The organism is Paenarthrobacter sp. TA1.8 (genome assembly GCF_048595705.1).
GTDB lineage: Bacteria > Actinomycetota > Actinomycetes > Actinomycetales > Micrococcaceae > Arthrobacter > Arthrobacter nitroguajacolicus.
The window spans coordinates 1,158,899-1,178,602 of the sequence record NZ_CP184287.1 but is presented as its reverse complement, the minus strand read 5'-3'; the positions used below and the strand labels follow the sequence as shown (position 1 = coordinate 1,178,602).

The 19,704-nt window shown below is 62.5% G+C and carries 13 protein-coding genes; 3 read left to right on the top strand and 10 right to left on the bottom strand.

Annotated elements, in window-relative coordinates:
* Position 1: 1 nt before the first annotated feature.
* From ACNAOT_RS05665 to ACNAOT_RS05630, 8 genes are all read right to left on the bottom strand, one after another.
* Entirely contained in the window at positions 2 to 3,073 is a 3,072-nt protein-coding gene (locus ACNAOT_RS05665; protein ID WP_420180340.1) for a glycoside hydrolase domain-containing protein, read from the bottom strand.
* 143 nt (positions 3,074 to 3,216) lie between these two features.
* On the bottom strand, positions 3,217 to 3,981 hold the full coding sequence (locus ACNAOT_RS05660) for a copper homeostasis protein CutC (protein WP_420180339.1): 765 nt from the start codon (positions 3,979 to 3,981) through the stop codon (positions 3,217 to 3,219).
* A 25-nt stretch (positions 3,982 to 4,006) separates the two neighbouring features.
* Positions 4,007 to 4,423 carry an acyl-CoA thioesterase gene (locus tag ACNAOT_RS05655; protein ID WP_178994430.1) on the bottom strand — a complete coding sequence of 139 codons (417 nt, stop codon included), beginning with the start codon at positions 4,421 to 4,423 and terminating at the stop codon, positions 4,007 to 4,009.
* Positions 4,424 to 4,479: 56 nt separating this feature from the next.
* Positions 4,480 to 6,558, bottom strand: a complete 2,079-nt coding sequence (locus ACNAOT_RS05650) for an ABC transporter ATP-binding protein (RefSeq protein WP_420180338.1) — start codon at positions 6,556 to 6,558, stop codon at positions 4,480 to 4,482.
* Positions 6,555 to 8,288: an ABC transporter ATP-binding protein gene (locus ACNAOT_RS05645; RefSeq protein WP_091465775.1), complete on the bottom strand. Its 1,734-nt coding sequence runs from the start codon at positions 8,286 to 8,288 to the stop codon at positions 6,555 to 6,557. The genes ACNAOT_RS05650 and ACNAOT_RS05645 overlap by 4 nt, the downstream gene beginning before the upstream one ends.
* A gap of 308 nt (positions 8,289 to 8,596) precedes the next feature.
* Complete coding sequence (locus ACNAOT_RS05640; RefSeq protein ID WP_420180337.1) at positions 8,597 to 10,666, bottom strand: MFS transporter; 2,070 nt, start codon at positions 10,664 to 10,666, stop codon at positions 8,597 to 8,599.
* 10 nt (positions 10,667 to 10,676) lie between these two features.
* Positions 10,677 to 11,159, bottom strand: a complete 483-nt coding sequence (locus tag ACNAOT_RS05635; protein ID WP_017197676.1) for a MarR family winged helix-turn-helix transcriptional regulator — start codon at positions 11,157 to 11,159, stop codon at positions 10,677 to 10,679.
* An 84-nt stretch (positions 11,160 to 11,243) separates the two neighbouring features.
* Positions 11,244 to 12,143 (bottom strand): LysR family transcriptional regulator, encoded by a 900-nt coding sequence (locus tag ACNAOT_RS05630; RefSeq protein ID WP_420180336.1) that lies wholly within the window; start codon positions 12,141 to 12,143, stop codon positions 11,244 to 11,246.
* 94 nt (positions 12,144 to 12,237) lie between these two features.
* On the opposite strand from ACNAOT_RS05630, the gene ACNAOT_RS05625 reads away from it, so the two are divergent.
* On the top strand, positions 12,238 to 13,266 hold the full coding sequence (locus ACNAOT_RS05625; protein ID WP_420180335.1) for an MBL fold metallo-hydrolase: 1,029 nt from the start codon (positions 12,238 to 12,240) through the stop codon (positions 13,264 to 13,266).
* A gap of 34 nt (positions 13,267 to 13,300) precedes the next feature.
* Positions 13,301 to 14,635 carry an MFS transporter gene (locus ACNAOT_RS05620; RefSeq protein ID WP_420180334.1) on the top strand — a complete coding sequence of 445 codons (1,335 nt, stop codon included), beginning with the start codon at positions 13,301 to 13,303 and terminating at the stop codon, positions 14,633 to 14,635.
* A 77-nt stretch (positions 14,636 to 14,712) separates the two neighbouring features.
* Here ACNAOT_RS05620 and ACNAOT_RS05615 read toward each other — a convergent pair whose 3' ends face one another.
* The gene (locus tag ACNAOT_RS05615; RefSeq protein WP_420180333.1) at positions 14,713 to 16,413 is read right to left on the bottom strand and encodes a thiamine pyrophosphate-binding protein; all 1,701 of its coding nucleotides are present in this window, start codon (positions 16,411 to 16,413) and stop codon (positions 14,713 to 14,715) included.
* On the bottom strand, positions 16,410 to 17,480 hold the full coding sequence (speB, locus tag ACNAOT_RS05610; protein WP_091465770.1) for an agmatinase: 1,071 nt from the start codon (positions 17,478 to 17,480) through the stop codon (positions 16,410 to 16,412). The genes ACNAOT_RS05615 and speB overlap by 4 nt, the downstream gene beginning before the upstream one ends.
* 219 nt (positions 17,481 to 17,699) lie before the next feature.
* Here speB and ACNAOT_RS05605 point away from each other — a divergent pair, with 219 nt between their 5' ends.
* Positions 17,700 to 19,673 (top strand): APC family permease, encoded by a 1,974-nt coding sequence (locus tag ACNAOT_RS05605; RefSeq protein ID WP_420180332.1) that lies wholly within the window; start codon positions 17,700 to 17,702, stop codon positions 19,671 to 19,673.
* Positions 19,674 to 19,704: the final 31 nt, after the last annotated feature.

The following is a 19,704-nucleotide window of genomic DNA, read 5'->3' as shown; positions in this document are numbered from 1 at the left end:
GTCAGTATCCGATCGTGAGAAGGAGGCCGCGCTGCGGCTCAAGGGTGATGGCTTGGCCGGGCGCGTAGCTTGCGGCGGATTGGAACCCGGGGATGCCCGGGGCTACGACCTCCTGGGCGGCAGCGTCGTCGTCGAAAATCAACGTCACATCCTCAGTTTCACCGACCCATGACGCCAGCGCTACAACCATTCCGTGCTCTGTCACCCACGTGGTGGCCAGCACGTCCGGGTGGCTGGTCCGTACAGGTGCCTGAGGGTCCCAGAAGCCCTGCATCTGCCCGCTTTCCAGCCCGCTTGCGGCCCAGAACTCCCAGAGCGGGCGGTTGTCGACGGCGGGTGCCCGGCCTGTCATGCCGAACACCATGCCACGCCACGGGTTGCCACCGCCTTCCAGCATCTCGCCCATGAGTCCGAAGGGAATCCCGGACAGCTCCACCAGCCAATAGTCGGGGTCAGTGGTGTGGTAGTCGAAGTACTCCCCCAGCCAGAGCCGGTCCACATAGGGCAGGTGCTCCATGTACAGATTGGCTGAGGACGCGTATCCGTCATGGGCTGTGAACTGGTTGGCAGAATGAAGGTCAATTTCCGGCCCGTCCACACCTCTGGATTGGCAGGCCCTCTCAAGGACCTTGCGGACCCGCAGCATGGCATGCCGGTCGTAAGCAATGTCATCAAGGTAAATGCCGTCGATCCCGTCCTCGCCCTTGGCCAGTTCATGGAGGCTGCGAACGTAGAAGTTCTCCCACCGCGACTCACCCGTGGTCACCACGGCAATGTCGTCCACGTTGGGCGCGAACCACGCTGAGACGTAGCCGCTTCCCGCATGTTCCTGCAGCCAGATATGTCCCTCGCCCGGTCCATCACTGAAGATCTCCTGGTCCAGGTGCAGCAACGGCAACAACTCCGGACTGCGGAATGTGAGCTCGCGGACCGTATTGTACACCTTGGCCTTCAGACCCTGCCCATGACACTCGGCAACGTAGTTCCGAAGCGAGTCCCGGGTCAGCAGGGGATCATTGATGAACGGAGCCGGTGCCGTTGCGTGGTGGACGTTGACCACGGTGGCTCCCGCGGCCTTGATGTCGGCCGGATTTTCAGGAGCGTGAAAGTAGCGTTTCCCCAGGTGCTCAGTTGGTTCGATCGGCTTGAACGGTGTCAGCAACAGGCGGAAATCGAAGTCCACGGGTTCGCCGGCAATCAGTGTCCGCGCGCCACTGAAGGCGTTCAGCGTGACCATGCCGCCTGCCGTGTGCAGCTTAACCCCGCCTCGGACTATGGCGTCCCCGCTGCTTTGCTGTCGATTGGCCCACGACGTCGGCTCCACCAACGGCTTCTCCCGGTAGAAGTTGGTGTTGAGCGGCCGTTCATAGCTGCCATCGCGAAGGGCAAGCTGGATTCCGGCGTTCACACTTCCCAGCCACAGCGCGTCCTGGTTCTTCGCCGATACGTCCCACGCCCAGTCAAGAGATTCCGGTCGCCGCCCACCCGGGACACCCAAACCCATGGCCAGCGGAACCGCCGGCTCCCAAAACTCAAGCTGCAGCCCGACGTCGTTCACGTCCACAGTTCCCTCGGAACTGAGGTGCAACGAGTACGAAACGGCACCATCGGCGTCGAGAACGCCGTTCAGCTCCAGCGTCAGCGCTGACTTGCCCTCTTTTCGGCCCGTCCAGCTGCACCGCCACGACGTCCGCCCCGGGCCCTCCTCAGTGAAGATGAGCTGCCCATGCGTCCAATCGATTCCCTCGACGTCCAGCCGCATCGGGGCACTAAATAGCTCGACGGCGGGACCATCAGTTGCGGTGACGGCGGTGGTGAAGGTGGACGTCACCTGCGCCGGCAGTCCCGACTCCGCCAACCGCAGGGACCTGCCCAGAATCCCCAACGTCCTGCTCGATTCGTCCAACGTGATGGGCGTGAAGGGCCTAACGAGCTCAGCGTCCTGGGCCACCCGCGAATCCAGCCAAGCCAGGCGCCCCAGCAACCGCGGATCTCCGAAGCCGCCGTCGGGTTCTGTGTCCGCGTCTGCAGCCACATCAAGCGTGACCTCGACGTACTGCGCCACTTTGCCAGTGGCGCTTATACCGGTGGCGGTAATCCTCACCAACGCCTCCACGGTGGTTCCGGCAGCATTGCGCGGGACTGGCAGGATCACGTACAGCGCCTGCACCTGCCCGGCTCTCAAGGCAAGCGTCCTCTGCCATGGCCTGCCCAGACGGTCCACGCCATCAGTGTTGATGCAGTGTCCCCCGGACGGCGCTGTGACTTCGACCGTCACGGCTGCGAGGTCCTGCTGAGCGTACAACCCAAGCTGGACCACGTAGTCCTCCCCGGGCCGGGCATTGGCTGTGAATGTCGTCCCCGGCCCGTTGATCACCCAGTGTGCTGGAAGGTCGCCCTGCATGGAGATGGGGTGCAGGCGGTCCTCGGGAAACACCAGGAAGGCCTGGCCCCCGTAAGCCCGGTGGAACTTCTCCAGTTCGTCCATGCGGGCAGTGAAGTTCATCGGCGCGAAGGTGTCCCGCTCGCTGGCCGCCTCGTATCGCAGGACTGTGGCCTTTGGCAGCTCACGCTTCGCCGGAACCCACGCTGAACGCCCGACGGCGGCAGCCCAGGCGGGCTCTGCGGCCGGACGATGCGGGAGGTACTGCGCCTGGGGATAGTGGGGTTTGCCCAGCATGGCGTAGGGCAGGTAATAGACGAAATACATCCCCAAGCCATCGACCGCCTCGAAAATGATGCTTCCGGACTCCCGGCTGGCCTCTTCCACGAGCACGTTCCGGACCCTGGTGCCACTCTTTTCCGAGACGATGATGACGTCAACCGACGCCGGGTGGTGGTCCTGCCGTCGCCAAGGGATGACCACCCTGTGAGCACTGGCTGGTAAGTGGGTCTCTTGGGCCTCTTCCCCTACATGGACCACTTCCACCACGAACCGGTGGTTTCCGTAGAGCAATTTGTCCCACGCCCCAATGCCACATTCCAGCTCCGGGTGGGCTTCGGTCAGCGCACTGTTTCTGCTTGTTCTGGGAGGGGAAACGGGGGCCGGTGAAACCGGCACGGGCAGCGGCATCGCTGGGACTCCTGAAGGTAGCTTCCGGGGCTTTTCACTGAGTTGGTGAATCCTTACATCATCCCGATGTTCCACGGCGGCGTAAAGAGTCATTACGATGCGCGATCACTGCAATACTCCCGTCCGTAGCTGGACAGCAGGGGCTACTTGGGCATGGCAAGGTTCAGCGCGTTGACTTTCGCCCTGGCTGCCCTGACAACCTCGCGATCGGTGACGGTGTAGGCAGTGGGATCGCTGCCGTCCTGGCCGCCCAGGGAGATGGCACCTTCCCCAAGGGTGGAGACGGTCTTCTTCGCGGACAGGTGAACGGCGGACAGGCCCGCCGCGTGCATTGCCGGGATATCCTCCAGCGAAAGGCCGCCGCCGGCCATGACTTCCAGTGCGCTCCCCGCCCGCTCCACCATGGAGGTCAAGGTTTGCAGGCCTGCTCCGGCGGTAGCTTCATGCCCTGACGTCAGGACCCGGGTGAAGCCCAGTTCCATGAGTTGCTCAAGGGCGGCCAAAGGGTCTTTTGAATGGTCGATGGCCCGGTGGAAGGTCAGTTGCGCTTCAGGATTGGCATCCCTGGCCGAGCCCATCAGACGCTGTACTGCTTGCACGTCCACTTCGCCTGAGGGAGTGAGCGCCCCCATCACCACCCCGTGGGCACCCTGGGCGAGCAGGTGGCGGATCTCGTGGACCATGGTGTCCAGGTCGGACGCCGAGTACCGGAAATCGCCGGGCCTGGAGCGAATCAGCGGATGAATTTCCAGACGGCCATCGACGTGTTCCATGCTCGATTCCATGAGTCCTTGGCTTGGAGTGATTCCGCCAAGTTCCAGGCCGCTGCACAGCTCGACGCGGTTGGCTCCTTCGGCGGCGGCCGTACCTGCACCCGCCGCGCTCACCACTGCAATTTCAAGTTTCATGCTGAAACTCTACGGGCAGCAGGGCCTACGCGCGGTAGCGTTCGAGCTTTTCCTTTTGCTCCGGAGTGAGCCTGAGGACCCGTCCGGTGGCCTCCGCCACGAAAGCCAGGTGAGTGGTGGCTTTGACGCAGTCTTCCCGCGTGACGGGGTCCTTAATGACGTAGTGGAGATCGAAGCTCGCGCCCTTGACCGCACCGACCCAGATCTCAACGACAGCCGGGATGTTGCGGTAGTCCAACGTCCGGACGTAGCGGACCTTGTGCTCCACCACCAGGGTCATGATGCCCTCCTCAACATCGTTGAAGAGGGCAGCGGGAGGTTCGACGCCGGGGAGGCCAGCGCCGCGGGGCGGCCCGAAGGCTGCGATGCGGGCTTCCTCGAGCATGCGCACAATCTGGACGTTGTTGATATGTCCGTAGGCGTCCATGTCACCCCAGCGCATGGGTACAAGGACCTCAATGCGCCGGGGTGCCATGGGCTCCTTCACTGTTTCCGTGCTCAGCTGTGCACCGCCGTCGCGTCGTCTACGGCAGTCTCTTCCTCACCCGCGAACTGGGACATGTACAAGCGGTAGTACGCGCCTTGGAGAGCGAGCAGTTGGGTGTGGTTTCCCTGCTCCACGATCTTGCCGTTTTCCATCACCAGGATGGTGTCGGCGTCCCGAATCGTGGAGAGTCGGTGGGCGATCACGAAACTCGTACGGTCCGTTCGGAGCGCTGCCATGGCCTTCTGCAGCAGCAGCTCGGTACGGGTGTCCACGGAGCTCGTGGCTTCATCCAGGATCAACAACGAAGGATCGGAGACGAAGGCACGGGCGATGGTGATGAGCTGCTTTTCACCTGCGCTGACGTTGTTGCCTTCTTCGTCGATGATCGTCTGGTAACCGTCAGGGAGGGCCCGCACGAAGCGGTCCACGTAGGTGGCCTTCGCCGCCTCCATGATCTGCTCTTCGGTGGCGTCCAGGTTTCCGTACTTGATGTTGTCGTAGATGGTCCCGCCAAAGAGCCAGGCATCCTGCAACACCATGCCAACCTTGGACCGCAGCTCAGCACGGCTGAGGTCCTTGATGTCAACGCCGTCAAGGGTGATCCGGCCGGCATTGAGCTCGTAGAAACGCATCACGAGGTTCACCAGCGTGGTCTTGCCTGCACCGGTAGGCCCCACAATGGCCACCGTGTGACCAGGTTCCGCAGCGAAGGACAGGTCCTCGATCAGCGGCTTGTCCTCCACATAGCTGAAGGAGACGTGCTCGAATTCCACGTGGCCGTCGGTCTTGGAGGGCAGGTGGCGAGTGGCGTTCTCTTCAACTTCTTCATCGGCGTCCAGGAACTCGAAAACGCGCTCTGCGGAGGCAACGCCGGACTGCAGCATGTTGGCCATGCCGGCAATCTGGCCCAGCGGCTGGGTGAATTCACGGGAGTACTGGATGAACGCCGTGGCGTCGCCGAGGCTCATGGAGCCCGAGGCAACGCGGAGGCCGCCCACCACGGCGATGCCGACGTAGGACAGGTAGGACACGAAGTTCATGGCCGGGAAGATCACGCCGGACACGAACTGCGCACCGAAGGATGCTTTGTAGAGTTCCTCGTTCTTCTCGTCGAAACGCTCCAGCATGTCGGCATCTCGGCCGAACACTTTCACGAGGTCGTGGCCGGAGAACGATTCCTCGATCTGGCCATTGAGTGCGCCGGTGTTCTTCCACTGCGCAGCAAAGAGCTTCTGGCTGCGGGCACCAATGACGCCGGCAACAATGCCGGACAACGGCAGTGCGATCAAGGCAATCAGCGCCAGCTCCCAGGACACGATGAACATCATGACCGTGATACCCAGGACCGTGAGGACGGAGCTGACCAGTTGGGAGAACGCCTGCTGAAGACCCTGCTGGACGTTGTCGACGTCGTTGGTTACGCGGGACAGGATGTCGCCACGCTGGCGGGTGTCGAAGTAGTTCAACGGGAGCCGGTTGAGCTTGGCCTGGACGTCGTTGCGTAGCTTCTTGATGACCCGCATGACGATCCTGTTGAGCAACCAACCTTGGGCCCACAGGAAGATGTTGGCCACAAAGTACATGAGCAGCACGATCGAAATCAGGAACGTCAGCTTGGGGAAGTCAATCCCGTTGGTGAGTTCCATTTTGGATACCATGTCCGCAAAGTTGCCTTGCCCCTGCTGACGCATGAGCTCCACGAACTGCTCTTGGGAGACTCCCTCGGGGACCTGCCTGCCAATGACGCCGCCGAAAATGACGTCCATGGCAGTACCCAGGACCTTGGGCGCGATCACGTTGAGCACCACCGAGACGATGACAAGGCCGATCACGATGTACACGCCAACGCTCTCGGGCTTCAGCAGGCCCATGAGCCGCTTGGCGGACGGCCAGAACTCCTTGGCCTTCTTTGCCGGAACGTCGCCGAACATGCCGCCGTCGGCTTCGGAAGGGACGTACTCCTCTTCGACGAAGTCCTCGTCATCAAGCAGCTCGGTTGCTACCTCAGCCTCGGCCGTCGCCTTGGCATCTTTGGCGGCCTCTGCCTTGGCAGCCCAGCCACGCTTCTTCTGCTGGTTCTGCTCGCTCATGCCACTTCCTCCACGCTCAGCTGGGATTCAACGATTTCCTGGTACGTGGGTGACGTCTCCAGCAGTTCGTCGTGCGTTCCACGGTCGACGATCCGGCCGTTATCCAGCACCAGGATCTCGTCCGCGTCCGCAATGGTTGACACACGCTGGGCCACGATGATGACCGTGGAGTCCCTGGTCTTGGCTTTCAAGGCCTTCCGCAGCCTGGCATCGGTAGCGACGTCCAAAGCGGAGAACGAATCATCAAACAGGTACACATTCGGTTTGGTAACCAACGCCCTGGCAATGGACAGCCTCTGGCGCTGGCCACCGGAAACGTTGGTACCACCTTGGGCAATGCGCCTGTTCAAACCGGATGACTTTTCCTCGACGAAGCCCTTGGCCTGCGCAGTCTCCAACGCCTCCCACAGTTCTTCGTCGGTGGCATCGGGCTTGCCGAAGCGCAGGTTGTGCTCGATAGTCCCGGAGAACAGGTATGGCTTCTGCGGAACCGCGGAGACCCGGCTGGTGATTTCAGATGCGTCCATCTTGGTGACGGGCACGCCGTCGAGCAGTACGTCGCCCGAGGCGACATCGTAAAGCCGCGGCAGGAGCGAAACCAGGGTGGTCTTGCCTGCGCCCGTTGACCCGATGATGGCCAGGGTCTTACCCGGCTCGGCGGTGAAGGAGATGTTGCTCAGCACCGGCGCCTCCGCACCCGGGTACTTGAACGTGACGTCGCGGAATTCCACGCGACCCTTCTTCTCAGCCGGCACCACCGGTGAGGTGGGGTTGTGAATGGAAGGTTCGACGTCGAGCACCTCGCCGATGCGATCTGCACAGACGGACGCGCGGGGAATCATCATGGCCATGAACGTGCCCATCATGACGGCCATCAGGATCTGCAACAGGTACTGGAGGAAGGCCGTGAGCGCACCCACCTGCATGTCACCAGAGTCCACGCGCTGGCCACCGAACCACAGCACGGCAGCCGTAGACAGGTGCAGGATCATGCCGATGGCCGGGAACATGAGGACAAACAGGTTGCCGATCTTCACGGACACTGCGGTGAGGTCATCATTGGCATCGCCGAAGCGCTTTGCCTCGTGGGGTTCACGCACAAAGGCACGGACCACGCGGATGCCGATGATTTGCTCGCGCAGCACACCGTTGATCGCGTCGATCTTGGTCTGCATGGAACGGAACAGCGGCATCAACCGGACTACGAGGTAGCCCACTACGGCCACCAGGACCGGAACGGAAACCCATACGAGCCACGAGAGGTTGAGGTCCTCACGGAGGGCCATGATGATGCCGCCAACACACATGATGGGCGTGGAAACCATGAAGTTCAGGCCCATGAGCACCAGCATCTGTACCTGCTGGACATCGTTGGTGCCGCGGGTGATCAGCGTGGGAGCACCGAATCGGTTAACGTCCTGGGCGGAGAAGCTGCTGACCTGCCGGTAGACGCTTCGGCGCAGGTCGCGGCCGATTGCCATGGCAACGCGGGCGCCGAAGTAAACGGCGATGATAGCGGTAAGCACCTGTCCAAGGGCGACACCGAGCATGAGCACACCGGTTTGCCAGATGAAGTCGGTGTCTCCGCGGGAAACTCCCTCATCAATGATTTTGGCGTTGAGGCTGGGGAGGTAGAGCGTGGCGATGGTGGACGCCAACTGAAAAATCAGCACAGCCACAATCTGCGGCAAATACGGCTTGGAGTAGCGCCGTATAAGGGTGACAAGCATGCCCACGGGTCCTTAGAAAGAGTGCGTGAATGAGGTAAGAGAAGTTTGGCAGCAGGGGCTGACAGTATTAGCCTCCCCACTCTACGAAATCCGTTGCCCGGGCGAAACAACTTACGGAAAAGATCATCCCAGCGGAGTATTTCCCGTGTCGGTCGTGCCCGCTCTGGGGTATCCCCCTTGGGTAGACACCCTGCCGGCAACAAAAACGCCGGCTGGTTTCCCAGCCGGCGTTTTCAGTCCCGCCCTCGTTGGTCAAGCTCCACGTAGTACGCGAGGAGTGTCAAACAAGGGCGGGATCCGTGGAGGAGTCAGCCCGCGTGCTTGCCGTGGTCCGCGCGGGCTTCGACGCCTTGGAGGAGCAACAACGCCATCCGTTCCTGCTGCCTGCGTTCGCGTTTGAGCTCCTTACGGATCGCGGCGAGCTCCTCCGCGGTATGGGCCTGCTGCTCCGCGATGGTTTGCTGCTCCCGCAACCGGGCCTGGAGTTCCACGTTGGCTCGACTGAGCTGCAGCTGCTGTTCGGCCAGGACGTACTGGGTACGGGACAGTTGTTCCTGAACTTCCTTCACATCAGCCGTGCCCTGGGGTCGTTCCTGCGTGAGGATCCGGGCGAACTCCAGGTCAAGGTCGGACCCGGACTCCGCGTTCGAAGCCGGTCGCTCCATCACGGGAACATGACGGGGACCCCCTGAAACCGCAGGGTCGGCACCCAAGCGGCGCGCGCCGTCGTCGGACGCTTTCACCGCGTCCATGGACGCGGTGTCCAGCGACATACCAGCGTCTCCTGAAGCCGTGGCAATGAGTTCCTTTTCCGGAGCAGCATCAACGGTGCGGCGCAGTGGGCGTTCCTTGATGAACAGCACAGCCAGGAGGGCCACAACGCTGATGATCGCCGAGATCAGGAAGATCTGCGCGGTCGCGTCACCGTAGGCTGCCCGCATGATCTCGGCGATGGGAGCGGGCATATCGGCCAGATCCATGCTGGCTCCGGAGGCACCACCCTGGGCCGGAATGCCCGCGGCAGTCATGCCTTCAACGGCAAGTTCCTTCACATGGTTGGACATGATGGCGCCCAGGACGGATACGCCGATCGCACCACCCACTGAGCGGAAGAACGCCACCGAAGCACTGGCGGTTCCAATGTCCTTGGCCTGGACCGTGTTCTGAACAGCAAGCACCAGGTTTTGCATCAGCATGCCAAGGCCTAGGCCGAACACGCCGGTATAGATCGCCACAATCCACAGTTCAGTGGTGTGGTCCATGGTTCCGGCGAATGCGAGGCCGCCGATGAGGAGGACGGACCCTGCAACCAGGAACCTCTTCCACTTGCCGAAGCGGCTGATCAGAATGCCGGATGCGACGGAACCGATCAGGTTGCCGGCGATCATCGGTAGCGTCAGCAGGCCGGCCTCGGTGGGTGTGGCGCCGCGGGCAACCTGGAAGTACTGGCCCAGGAAGGTGGACGAACCGAACATGGCGATACCAACGGCAACGGAGGCAACGATAGCCAAGGCGGTGGTGCGCTCGGAGATGATCTTGAGCGGAATGATGGGCTCGGGAACCTTGGTTTCCACCAGCACCAGAAGTGCCAGCAGGGCTACGCCGCCGCCCACCATGAGCGCGGACTGCCAGGAGAACCAGTCGTAGTAGTCAGGGTTGCCGGCGAAGGAAACCCAGATGAGTAGCAGGCTCACGCCGGACGTCAGCAGGATGGAACCCAGCCAGTCGATCTTCGCCGGACGCTTGATGTGCTGGATCTTCAGCGTCACCTGGAGCAGGATGAGCGCGACGACGGCCAGCGGCACACAGACGAAGAACGTCCAGCGCCAGCCCAGCGGGCTGTCAACGATGAAGCCGCCCAGCAGCGGGCCGCCAGCGGTTCCTACGGCCATGACAGCACCCATGTAACCGGAATACTTGCCGCGGTCGCGCGGCGGAATCATGGAGCCGATGATCGCCTGAGCCAAGGCGGTGAGGCCACCCATCGCCACACCCTGGATGACACGGGCGGTCAGCAGCAGCGGAATGGTTTCAGAAAGGCCTGCCATGACCGAGCCGGCGACGAAGATGATGATGCTCAGCTGGACCAGGAGCTTCTTGTCGAAGAGGTCCGCGAGCTTGCCCCAGATGGGCGTGGTGGCAGCGTTCGCCAACAGCGCGGCCGTGATGACCCAGGCGAAGTCGGTTTGCGTGCCCTTAAGCTCTGACATGATGGTGGGCAGCGCGTTGGCGACGATCGTGCTGCTGAGGATCGCTGTAAAGAAGGCAGCGAGGAGCCCGGTCAGGGCTTCCATGATCTGCCGATGGGTCATGGGCGCGGACGCCCCTTTAACTGAGGCGTCCACCGCCTGGGAGTCGTGTACTGCTGGTGTAGCCATGCGTGGGCTCCTAAGCTGTCTGGTTTGTTGTTATGGAGCCGGCCGCCGTTGCCCGGATTGAGTCCTTGAGGGACACAGTGAGTTTGTTGATGACCTGGGAGGCCTCGAGGGCGTCCGCCTCGCTCCAATCCGCCAGGTAATCGCGCAGTCTCACGCTGCGTTGTTCTTCGAATTCGCGCAGTTTCGCCGCGCCGCTTTCCGTCAGGGCGAGAAGCTGCGCCCTGCCGTCAGCTGGATCAGGCCGCCTGACAACAAAGCCAAGCTCCTCGAGTTCGGTGATGTGCCGGCTGAGGACCGGGGCGCTGACGCCGAGTCGAGTGGCCAGTTGGGTTGCGCGGGTCTCCCCCTCGCCGATGAAGCGCATCACCCCCTGCACAGCCATTCCGACGTCGGGCACGCGGGCCATGTGGGCAGTCACCACACAGCGCAGCGTGCGCTGGAGATCGAAAATCTGATGCACAAGATCGGTTGCTGTGGCAGAACCGACGGACATGCGAAACACCCCTCTTTTTGTTTGCCTAAAGCAACTATAACGCAGATTGATTGCTTTGGGAAACTAAAGATGGGGAGAAGGGCGTTACCGGGCCAGTCGGGTCGCCGCCTCGATGACCTCATCCACCCTGCGGGGCCGCTTGATCCCCGGGGGTACAGCAGCCACGAGCCAACTCTCCGGGAGATCGTCCTCAATGGGCACCAAGGCAACTTTGGAGTCCGCGTAAACAGAAGCAACCCCCGGCCACGCGTGAGTCACGGAGATGGCCCTTCCGCTGGCCACCACGCCGCGGATGGTCTGCGCCACCACACTCTTCCAGCGAACCCTCGGCTCAATGCCTGCCGAGAGGAACATAGACGTGACGCGCTCAGCACTGGGCGGAACGTTGAAGAGGATGACATCCTCGCCGGCAAGGTCGGCGAAGCTTAGCGATGCCCTTCCTGCCAACGGGTGGCTTGCAGCCAGCATGAACTGCGGACGGGATTCCACCACCTTGACCACATCGACGCCCGGCACCACCTGAAGGGAGTAAACAAACGCGAGGTCCAACGCGCCCTCCCCCACCGCCTTCTGCAGGTCTTCGGCAGCGCCTTCCACGAAGTCGAGCTCCACCTCGGGCCAGTTCTCGGCGAAATAGCCGATGAGTTCCGGGATCACCCGGGGCGAGATGGCCACCATGCAGCCAATGGACACCCGTCCGCGCATCTCTTCGTGGGACCCCATCAGTGCCCCGGCCTGCAAATCCGCCGCTTCCCCAAGGATTCGCCGGGCACGGACGCCCAGTTCCAGCCCCGCCGGCGTGGGTTCCACTCTCTTCGCCCGGGTCCGAATGAGCAGGTCGAGGCCGAGGCTCTTTTCCAACTGGGCAATCGCCATTGAAGCGGCGGCCTGGGAGATATTGCTCTCGTTCGCAGCCTTGGTGAGGGAGCCGTGATCGAGCACCGCCACAAAATACTCAAGCTGGCGAAGGGTGAACTCGGCCATCAGCTCTCCTTATGAACTTCTTTGAATTGATTGATTATACAAGATCAGTGAGTCGGGCCACACTGGAGAAAAGCCAAAGTCGAAGGAGACACCCGTGACACTGACGTCATCCCTGAAACCGCATATCGTCACCCTGGGGACCGCTGGCGGGCCCAGATGGTGGGCGGCAGCGGATTCCGGCGAGCGCACCGGAATAGCCACCGCAGTGGTGGTCGGAGAGGCTTTCTACTTAGTGGATTTCGGCCAAGGCGCCGGACGCAGGCTCAGCCAGTCAGCCTTGGAACTCAAGGATTTGAGGGCGCTCTTCATTACCCACCTCCACTCGGATCACGTCTATGATCTCGCCGGTCTCGGCATTTTTGGCCTGTACGCCCTCGCAGACCGCGCCGACAATCCAGTGAGAATCATTGGACCCGGCAATCGTGGGGAGCTGCCCCCGGTGTCGCCACGCGCCGTCGTCGATCCTCTTCCCTTGGCACCGGAGAACCCGACGCCGGGCACCCGCCAGATGTTTGAGCAATTGATGGCCGCTCACGCCACGGATCTCAACGACCGCATTCTGGACAGCCTGCGACCCAGCCCCTTGGATATCTTCAAAGCCGAAGACATCCAGATCCCTGCACGAGCCGGCTACCACCCCAACAACAACCCGACGCCGGACATGGAACCGTTCGAGATCTACCGCGACGAGCTGGTGACAGTGACCGCCATCCTGGTGGAACATCCTCCAGTGGCGCCGGCCTTCGCCTTCCGCTTCGATACCGCAGAAGGTTCCGTGACCATCTCCGGCGACACTGCTTACACGGAAAACATGATCACCCTGGCTCAAGGCACGGACCTGTTGCTGCACGAGGCCATCGACTTCGACTGGGTGGAATCGCTCTACGCCGATAAGACCGACGACGGCAGCCGCGCCGCCCGCGACCACCACTACAAGTCCCATACCAGTGTCCGCGAGGCAGCGAAGCTGGCCGATGCCGCTGGTGCCAGGCACCTTGCCCTGCATCATCTTGTGCCCGGGCACGCATCCACATCCGTGTGGCTCGAAGCAGAAGAGCACTTCAACGGAAAGTTCACCGTCCCCAACGATCTCGACGTCATTCCGTTCGCGCGCCAGCGCTGATGCGCGAACCCCATCCCCGGAACTGAGGAACCACATGAGCTCAGCACCATCCCAGGACACCCTCCCTGAAGCACCCGGCAGCGTGCCTGAAAACTCCATGAAGTCCAAGGACATGCGCCGCATCCTGGCGTCCAGCTTCATCGGCAGTGCAATCGAGTACTACGACTTCATGCTCTACGCCACTGCCGCCAGCCTCGTATTCAACAAGGTCTTCTTTGCAAATCTTGGCCCCGGCTTTGCCCTCTTCGCATCCTTCGTAACACTCGCCGTCGGCTACGTTGCGCGCCCCCTCGGTGGTCTGATCTTCGGACACTTCGGGGACAGGCTGGGCCGCAAGAAGATGCTGGTTCTCTCCATGCTCATCATGGGCTTCGGCACCACGATGATCGGATTGCTGCCCACCACATCCCAGATTGGGATTGCCGCACCCATTGCGTTGGTGGTCCTCCGACTGGTCCAAGGCGTGGCGGTGGGCGGTGAATGGGGTGGCGCTGCCCTAATGGCCATCGAGCACGCGCCCAAGAAACACCGCGGCTTCGCGGCAGCTTTCGCCAACGCCGGCGGACCGGCCGGAGCCATCCTGGGCACCCTCGCGCTGTCCCTGTTCGCAGCACTGTCCGGCGACGACTTCCTGGCTTGGGGTTGGCGCGTACCATTCCTGCTCAGCGCCGCGCTGATCGCGGTGGGAATGGTCATCCGCCTAAAAGTGTCCGAAACACCGGCTTTCCAGAAACTTGAAGCAGAAGGAGCCAAGCGCCGGGTGCCCCTACTGGATGTCCTCAAAAACAACCGTCGCGCCGTGGTGCTCGGTTTGCTCGCCACCACGGCCTTTTACGTGTGCCAATCCATGACCACGGTGTGGGGCGTATCGGTTGCCGTGGAGAACGGCGCCGACAAGAACGGCGTGCTGAACATCAAAGCGTTCGCAGCGCTGCTGACGTTGATTATCTGCTTCTACTCGGCGCGACTCAGCGACAGGATCGGACGGCGTCGGGTCCTCGTCGGCGCATCCCTCTTGGGCGCCGTCCTTGCTTACCCCATCCTGCTGCTCATCGACAACGGTGAACTGTGGGCGTTTGCCCTGGCGATCGTGCTGGGCAACGGCTTGGTGCAAGGCTTCCTCTACGGCCCTATCGCCGCCTACGTGGCCGAACAATTTCCCACCCGTAACCGCTACACAGGCGCTTCGCTGGCGTATCAAGGTGCCTCGATGGTCGGTGCGGGCTTCACACCCATGATCGTCGCTGGCCTGAGCCTCGCAGCCGGCGGTGGGTTGTGGCTGATAGCGGCGTTCTGGATCGCCGCGATGCTTGCGGCAGTGGTTGCCGTGAGGCTAACTCCCGAGGGCACCCAACGCGAACTCGACTAGTGCCACGAAACGCAGTCAGCCCCCTCACGGTGTTCCGTGCGGGGGCTGGCTGTTTTGGTGGGGTTAGTCGCGTCTGTTTAATCCAGATGCGTGGGGCCGAACATCTTCAGCAGTGTTTCAACCACGACGACGTTGGGTCCGTCCGCTGCGAAGGACGCCTTGAGCGCGTCCCCCACTTCCTCCGGGGCAACCCTGCGGGCCGGGACGCCGAAAGACTCAGCAAGCTTCACGAAGTCCGGGCGGGCGAGTTCGGTGGCGGTGGCTTGGCCGAAGGCGCCCACCATGTATTCGCGCAGGATGCCGTAGCCGCCGTCGTCCACGATCAGCCAGGTGACCGGGACATTGTGCTGCTTGGCGGTGGCGAGCTCGGAGATGGAGTACATGGAAGATCCGTCACCGGATACGGCCAGCACACGACTCGGCTTGCCCGTGGTTTCAAGACCCACGGCACCGCCGATTGCCGCCGGGAAGCCGTAGCCGAGGCCGCCGGCCCCTTGGGCGGAGTGGAACTGACCCTGCCGGGCGTCCCAGCAGCTCCAGCCCCAGTACGCGGAGATGGTCATGTCCCAGAACGTCTGCATGTCAGCCGGGACGGCCTCGCGGATGTCGGCCATGAACTTCAGTTCCTTGGCCAGATCCTGTGATTCCAGGCGCGCTTTGACCTTGGCCAGAGAGTCCTTGACGACGTCTTCGGGGCTGGTGCCGTGCCAATCACGCTTGGTTGCGTCCGAAGCCCCTGCCGTTGTGAGGGCTTCGTCCAGCGCGGCGAGCGCTTGGCCGGCATCGGCACGGATGCCCAGGCCGGGCCGGTTGGATTCGAGGACCCGGGGTTCGGCGTCGATCTGGATGATGCGGCCGCGGGGCTCGAATGTGAAGTAATTGGAAGTCACTTCACCCAGCGAGGAACCGATGACGATCAACACGTCGGCGTCTTCCAGGACATCGGTCATGTACCGGTCCTCGATCCACGACTGCAACGACAACTCGTGGGTCCACGGGAACGCACCATTGCCGCCGGGAGTACAGATCACCGGCGCGCGCAGCTGCTCGGCAATCGAGAGCAGCGACTTCTCGGCCCGGCCACGACGCGTACCGCCGCCTGCGATGATCGCCGGACGTTCCGCCGTCGAAAGCCATTTCACGGCTTCGCGGATCAGCTCGACGCGCGGCGGGTTATCGAATGCCTCGGCCAGCGCATCCTCCACCGGCGGCACCATGATGGGATCCAGGAGGACGTTCTGCGGGATTTCGATCCAGACCGGGCCCTGTGGCGAGGAAATCGCCTCGGTCCAGGCGTCCTGGATGGCCGACGGGATACCCGAGGCGTGCTGGATCAGGCGCTGGCTCTTGGTGACGTTCGCGGCCGAGGCCTTCTGGTCATCGAGCTGGTGCAGCATGCCTTTGCGGCGTGCACCCAGGCCGTCGAGCGGGATCTGGCTGGCGACAACCACCATGGGAACACCCGTGGCGTAGGCCTCCTGAAGGCCAGCCAGGGAGGTGAGCGCGCCAGGACCGGTGGACAGGAACAGCACACCTACCTCGCCCGTGGCGCGGGAGTAACCGTCGGCCGCGAACGCGGAGTTATTCTCCACACGGGAGGAGACGAAGTGCAGGTTGCCGCGGCCCATGGCGTCAAAGAGACCCAACGCGTGCTGGCCGGGGATACCGAAGACGGTCTTAGCGCCCAGCGCTTCAAGGGTCTCGACGACGAGGTCCCCGCCGTTGCGCTGGTTGGTGCCCTTGGTGGGGGCCGCTGTGCCGGGATCGAAATCAATCATCGCTGGTCCCCGGCAGTTGCGGTTGCCTGTGCGAGTTCGGCCATGCGAGCGCCGAGCGCCTGCTGCGCGTAACCGTTCGGGGCACCTTGGCGGTCGCCTTCCACGGCGTTGTCCGCCATGAGGGTCACGAGCTCGTACGCTACGTGGCTGCCTGCAACACCGGTGATCTCGGCGTGGTCGTAGGCAGGAGCAACTTCAACGATGTCCGCTCCCACGAGGTTCATGCCACGGAAGCCACGGATGATTTCGAGGAGTTCGCGGCTGGTGATGCCGCCGGCTTCGGGGGTGCCGGTACCGGGTGCGTGTGCTGGGTCCAAAACGTCGATGTCCACGGAGATGTACAGCGGGCGGTTGCCGATGCGGTCACGGATCTTGGCTACGGTTTCCAGGACGCCTTGGTAGTAGACGTCAGCTGAAGTGACGATTCCGAAGCCGAAGCGGTGGTCGTCGTCGAGGTCCTTCTTGCCATACAGGGGGCCGCGGGTACCCACGTGGCTGATGGCTTCGGTGTCCAGGATGCCCTCTTCCACCGCGCGGCGGAACGGGGTGCCGTGAGTGTACTCGGCACCGAAGTACGTGTCCCAGGTGTCCAGGTGGGCGTCGAAGTGGAGCATCGCAATGGGCTCTCCTGCCCGCTCCGCCGCTGCCCTCAAGAGCGGGAGTGCAATGGTGTGGTCGCCACCGAGGGTTACCAGCTTGCTGCCGTTGGCCGTGAGGTCCAGGGCGTTCTGTTGGACAGTCTCGATTGCCTCGTTGATGTTGAACGGGTTTACGGCCATGTCGCCGGCATCGGCAACCTGGATGTTCTCGAAGGGGCTGACGTCCCAGGCAGGGTTGTACGGGCGCAGCAGTCGGCTGGCTTCGCGTACATGGTTGGCACCGAAGCGCGCCCCGGGGCGGTAGGAGACACCGGAGTCGAAGGGAACGCCCACTACTGTGACGTCAGCCTTGGAGACCTGGTCCAGTCGGGGCAGGCGGGCATAGGTGGCGGCACCGGCGTAACGCGGAATGCGGGATGAATCGATGGGTCCGAGGTTCCCGTTGGCCGTAATGCGAAGCTCTTCCAAAATATGCCTCTCCTTCGAGTTGGATCAGTTGCTGTGACTCCCATCATACACTCAAAGTTGCCTTATATGCATCACCTGTTTACAAAATTGATTCGGCTGCGTTCAGCATGAGATGCCGGTCACAGCGGGCGTTAAGATTCCATAAAAACCCGGGTCCCGGCGTCGAATACGGTCATACGCTCCTAGCGGACGCAGCATCCGGCTGCACGAAAGGACACCGTGACCACCCTGACGAGGCCTCCGGCCGACCCGGCCGATCAGCCCAACAATTCCTTCAAGCTCAAATCCTGGCTGCTGGAAGGAATGCCGGACACCTCAGGGAAACGGCAGGGACCTCACGGCCGGCCTGCGGACTCGCATAAGCCGCAAGCCTGGTGGAAGGTCATGTGCCTCACCGGACTCGACTACTTCTCCACGCTCGGCTACCAGCCGGCCATCGCCGCCCTTGCCGCCGGATTGCTCTCCCCGCTGGCCACGCTACTTCTGGTCCTGGCAACCCTGGCCGGCGCGCTCCCCGTCTACCGGCGCGTGGCCAAGGAAAGCCCGCGCGGCGAAGGGTCCATCGCCATGCTTGAACGCCTGCTTCCACGATGGGGAGGCAAGCTCTTCGTCCTTGCCCTCCTTGGCTTCGCCGCAACCGACTTCATGATCACCATCACGCTCTCCGCCGCCGACGCCACAGCCCACCTCATCGAGAACCCCTTCGCGCCGCACTTCCTCGAAGGCCAACAAGTGGTCATCACGCTGGCTTTGATCGCCGGCCTGGGTGTCGTCTTCCTGCGCGGATTCAAGGAAGCCATCAACGTGGCAGTAGTGCTGGTGGCGGCGTTCCTTGCACTCAACCTCGTGGTGATTGCCGTCTCCATGACCCACCTCTTCACGGAATCACGCGTCATAACCGACTGGTGGACCGCACTCACCACCTCCCACGGCGACCCCATCATGATGATCGCCCTGGCACTGCTGGTGTTCCCGCGCCTGGCACTGGGACTCTCCGGATTCGAAACCGGTGTTGCCGTCATGCCCCAGATCAAGGGCCACGCCACAGACACCGAAGCCAACCCGGCAGGCCGGATCAAGGGCGCCCACAAGCTCCTCACCACCGCCGCCATCATCATGAGCTCGTTCCTCATCACCTCCAGCTTCACCACCGTCATGCTGATCCCCGCCGCAGAATTCCAGGACGGTGGCAAGGCCGAGGGCCGCGCGCTGGCCTACCTCGCTCACAAGTTCCTTGGGGACGGCTTCGGAACTGTCTATGACGTCAGCACCATTGCCATCCTGTGGTTCGCCGGCGCGTCAGCCATGGCCGGGCTCTTGAACCTTGTCCCCCGCTACCTGCCCCGCTACGGCATGGCACCTGCGTGGGCACGGGCTCTCCGTCCACTGGTTCTGGTGTTCACGGTCATCGCCTTCATCGTCACCATCATTTTCCAGGCGGACGTCAACGCCCAGGGTGGCGCGTACGCCACGGGCGTGCTGGTCCTGATTACCTCGGCTTCAATAGCCGTGACCCTGTCCGCGCGGCGAAAGAAGCAGCGGGCGCAGGTCATTGGATTTGGACTGATCTCGCTCGTTTTCGTCTACACCACCGTGGTCAACTCGATCGAGCGCCCCGACGGCCTGAAGATTGCCGCCCTCTTCATCCTGGGCATCATGGTTGTCAGTTTTACCTCCCGCATGCGGCGCGCCTTCGAACTCCGGGCCACGCACATCAAGATGGACGAGAAAGCCCTCGAATTCACGGCCAACGCTTCCGAAGGCCCTGTCCGCATCATTGCCCACGAGCCCAAGCACCTCAGTGCAAGCCGTTATAGGGAGAAGCTTCAGCACGCCCAGCAGGCAAGCCACCTGCCCGTTGACTGCGACGCCGTCTTCATCGAGGTCATTGTGGACGACAGCTCGGACTTCGAGCAGGAACTCCAAGTTGTGGGCAAGCTCCGGCACGGGTTCAAAATCCTGGAAGTGCACAGCAACAACGTGCCCAACACAGTGGCCGCAGTACTCCTCCACATCCGGGACGTCACCGGATTCATGCCGCACATCTACTTCCGCTGGACCGAGGGCAACCCGATTTCCAACCTCAGCAAGTTCCTCTTCTTTGGCGAAGGAGAGATTGCGCCGGTAACCCGCGAAGTGCTGAGGGAAGCCGAGCCGGACATCACCCGCCGGCCGTGGGTGCACGTGGGCTAACCGCCCGGATCCGCGCGCCGATACTACAGAT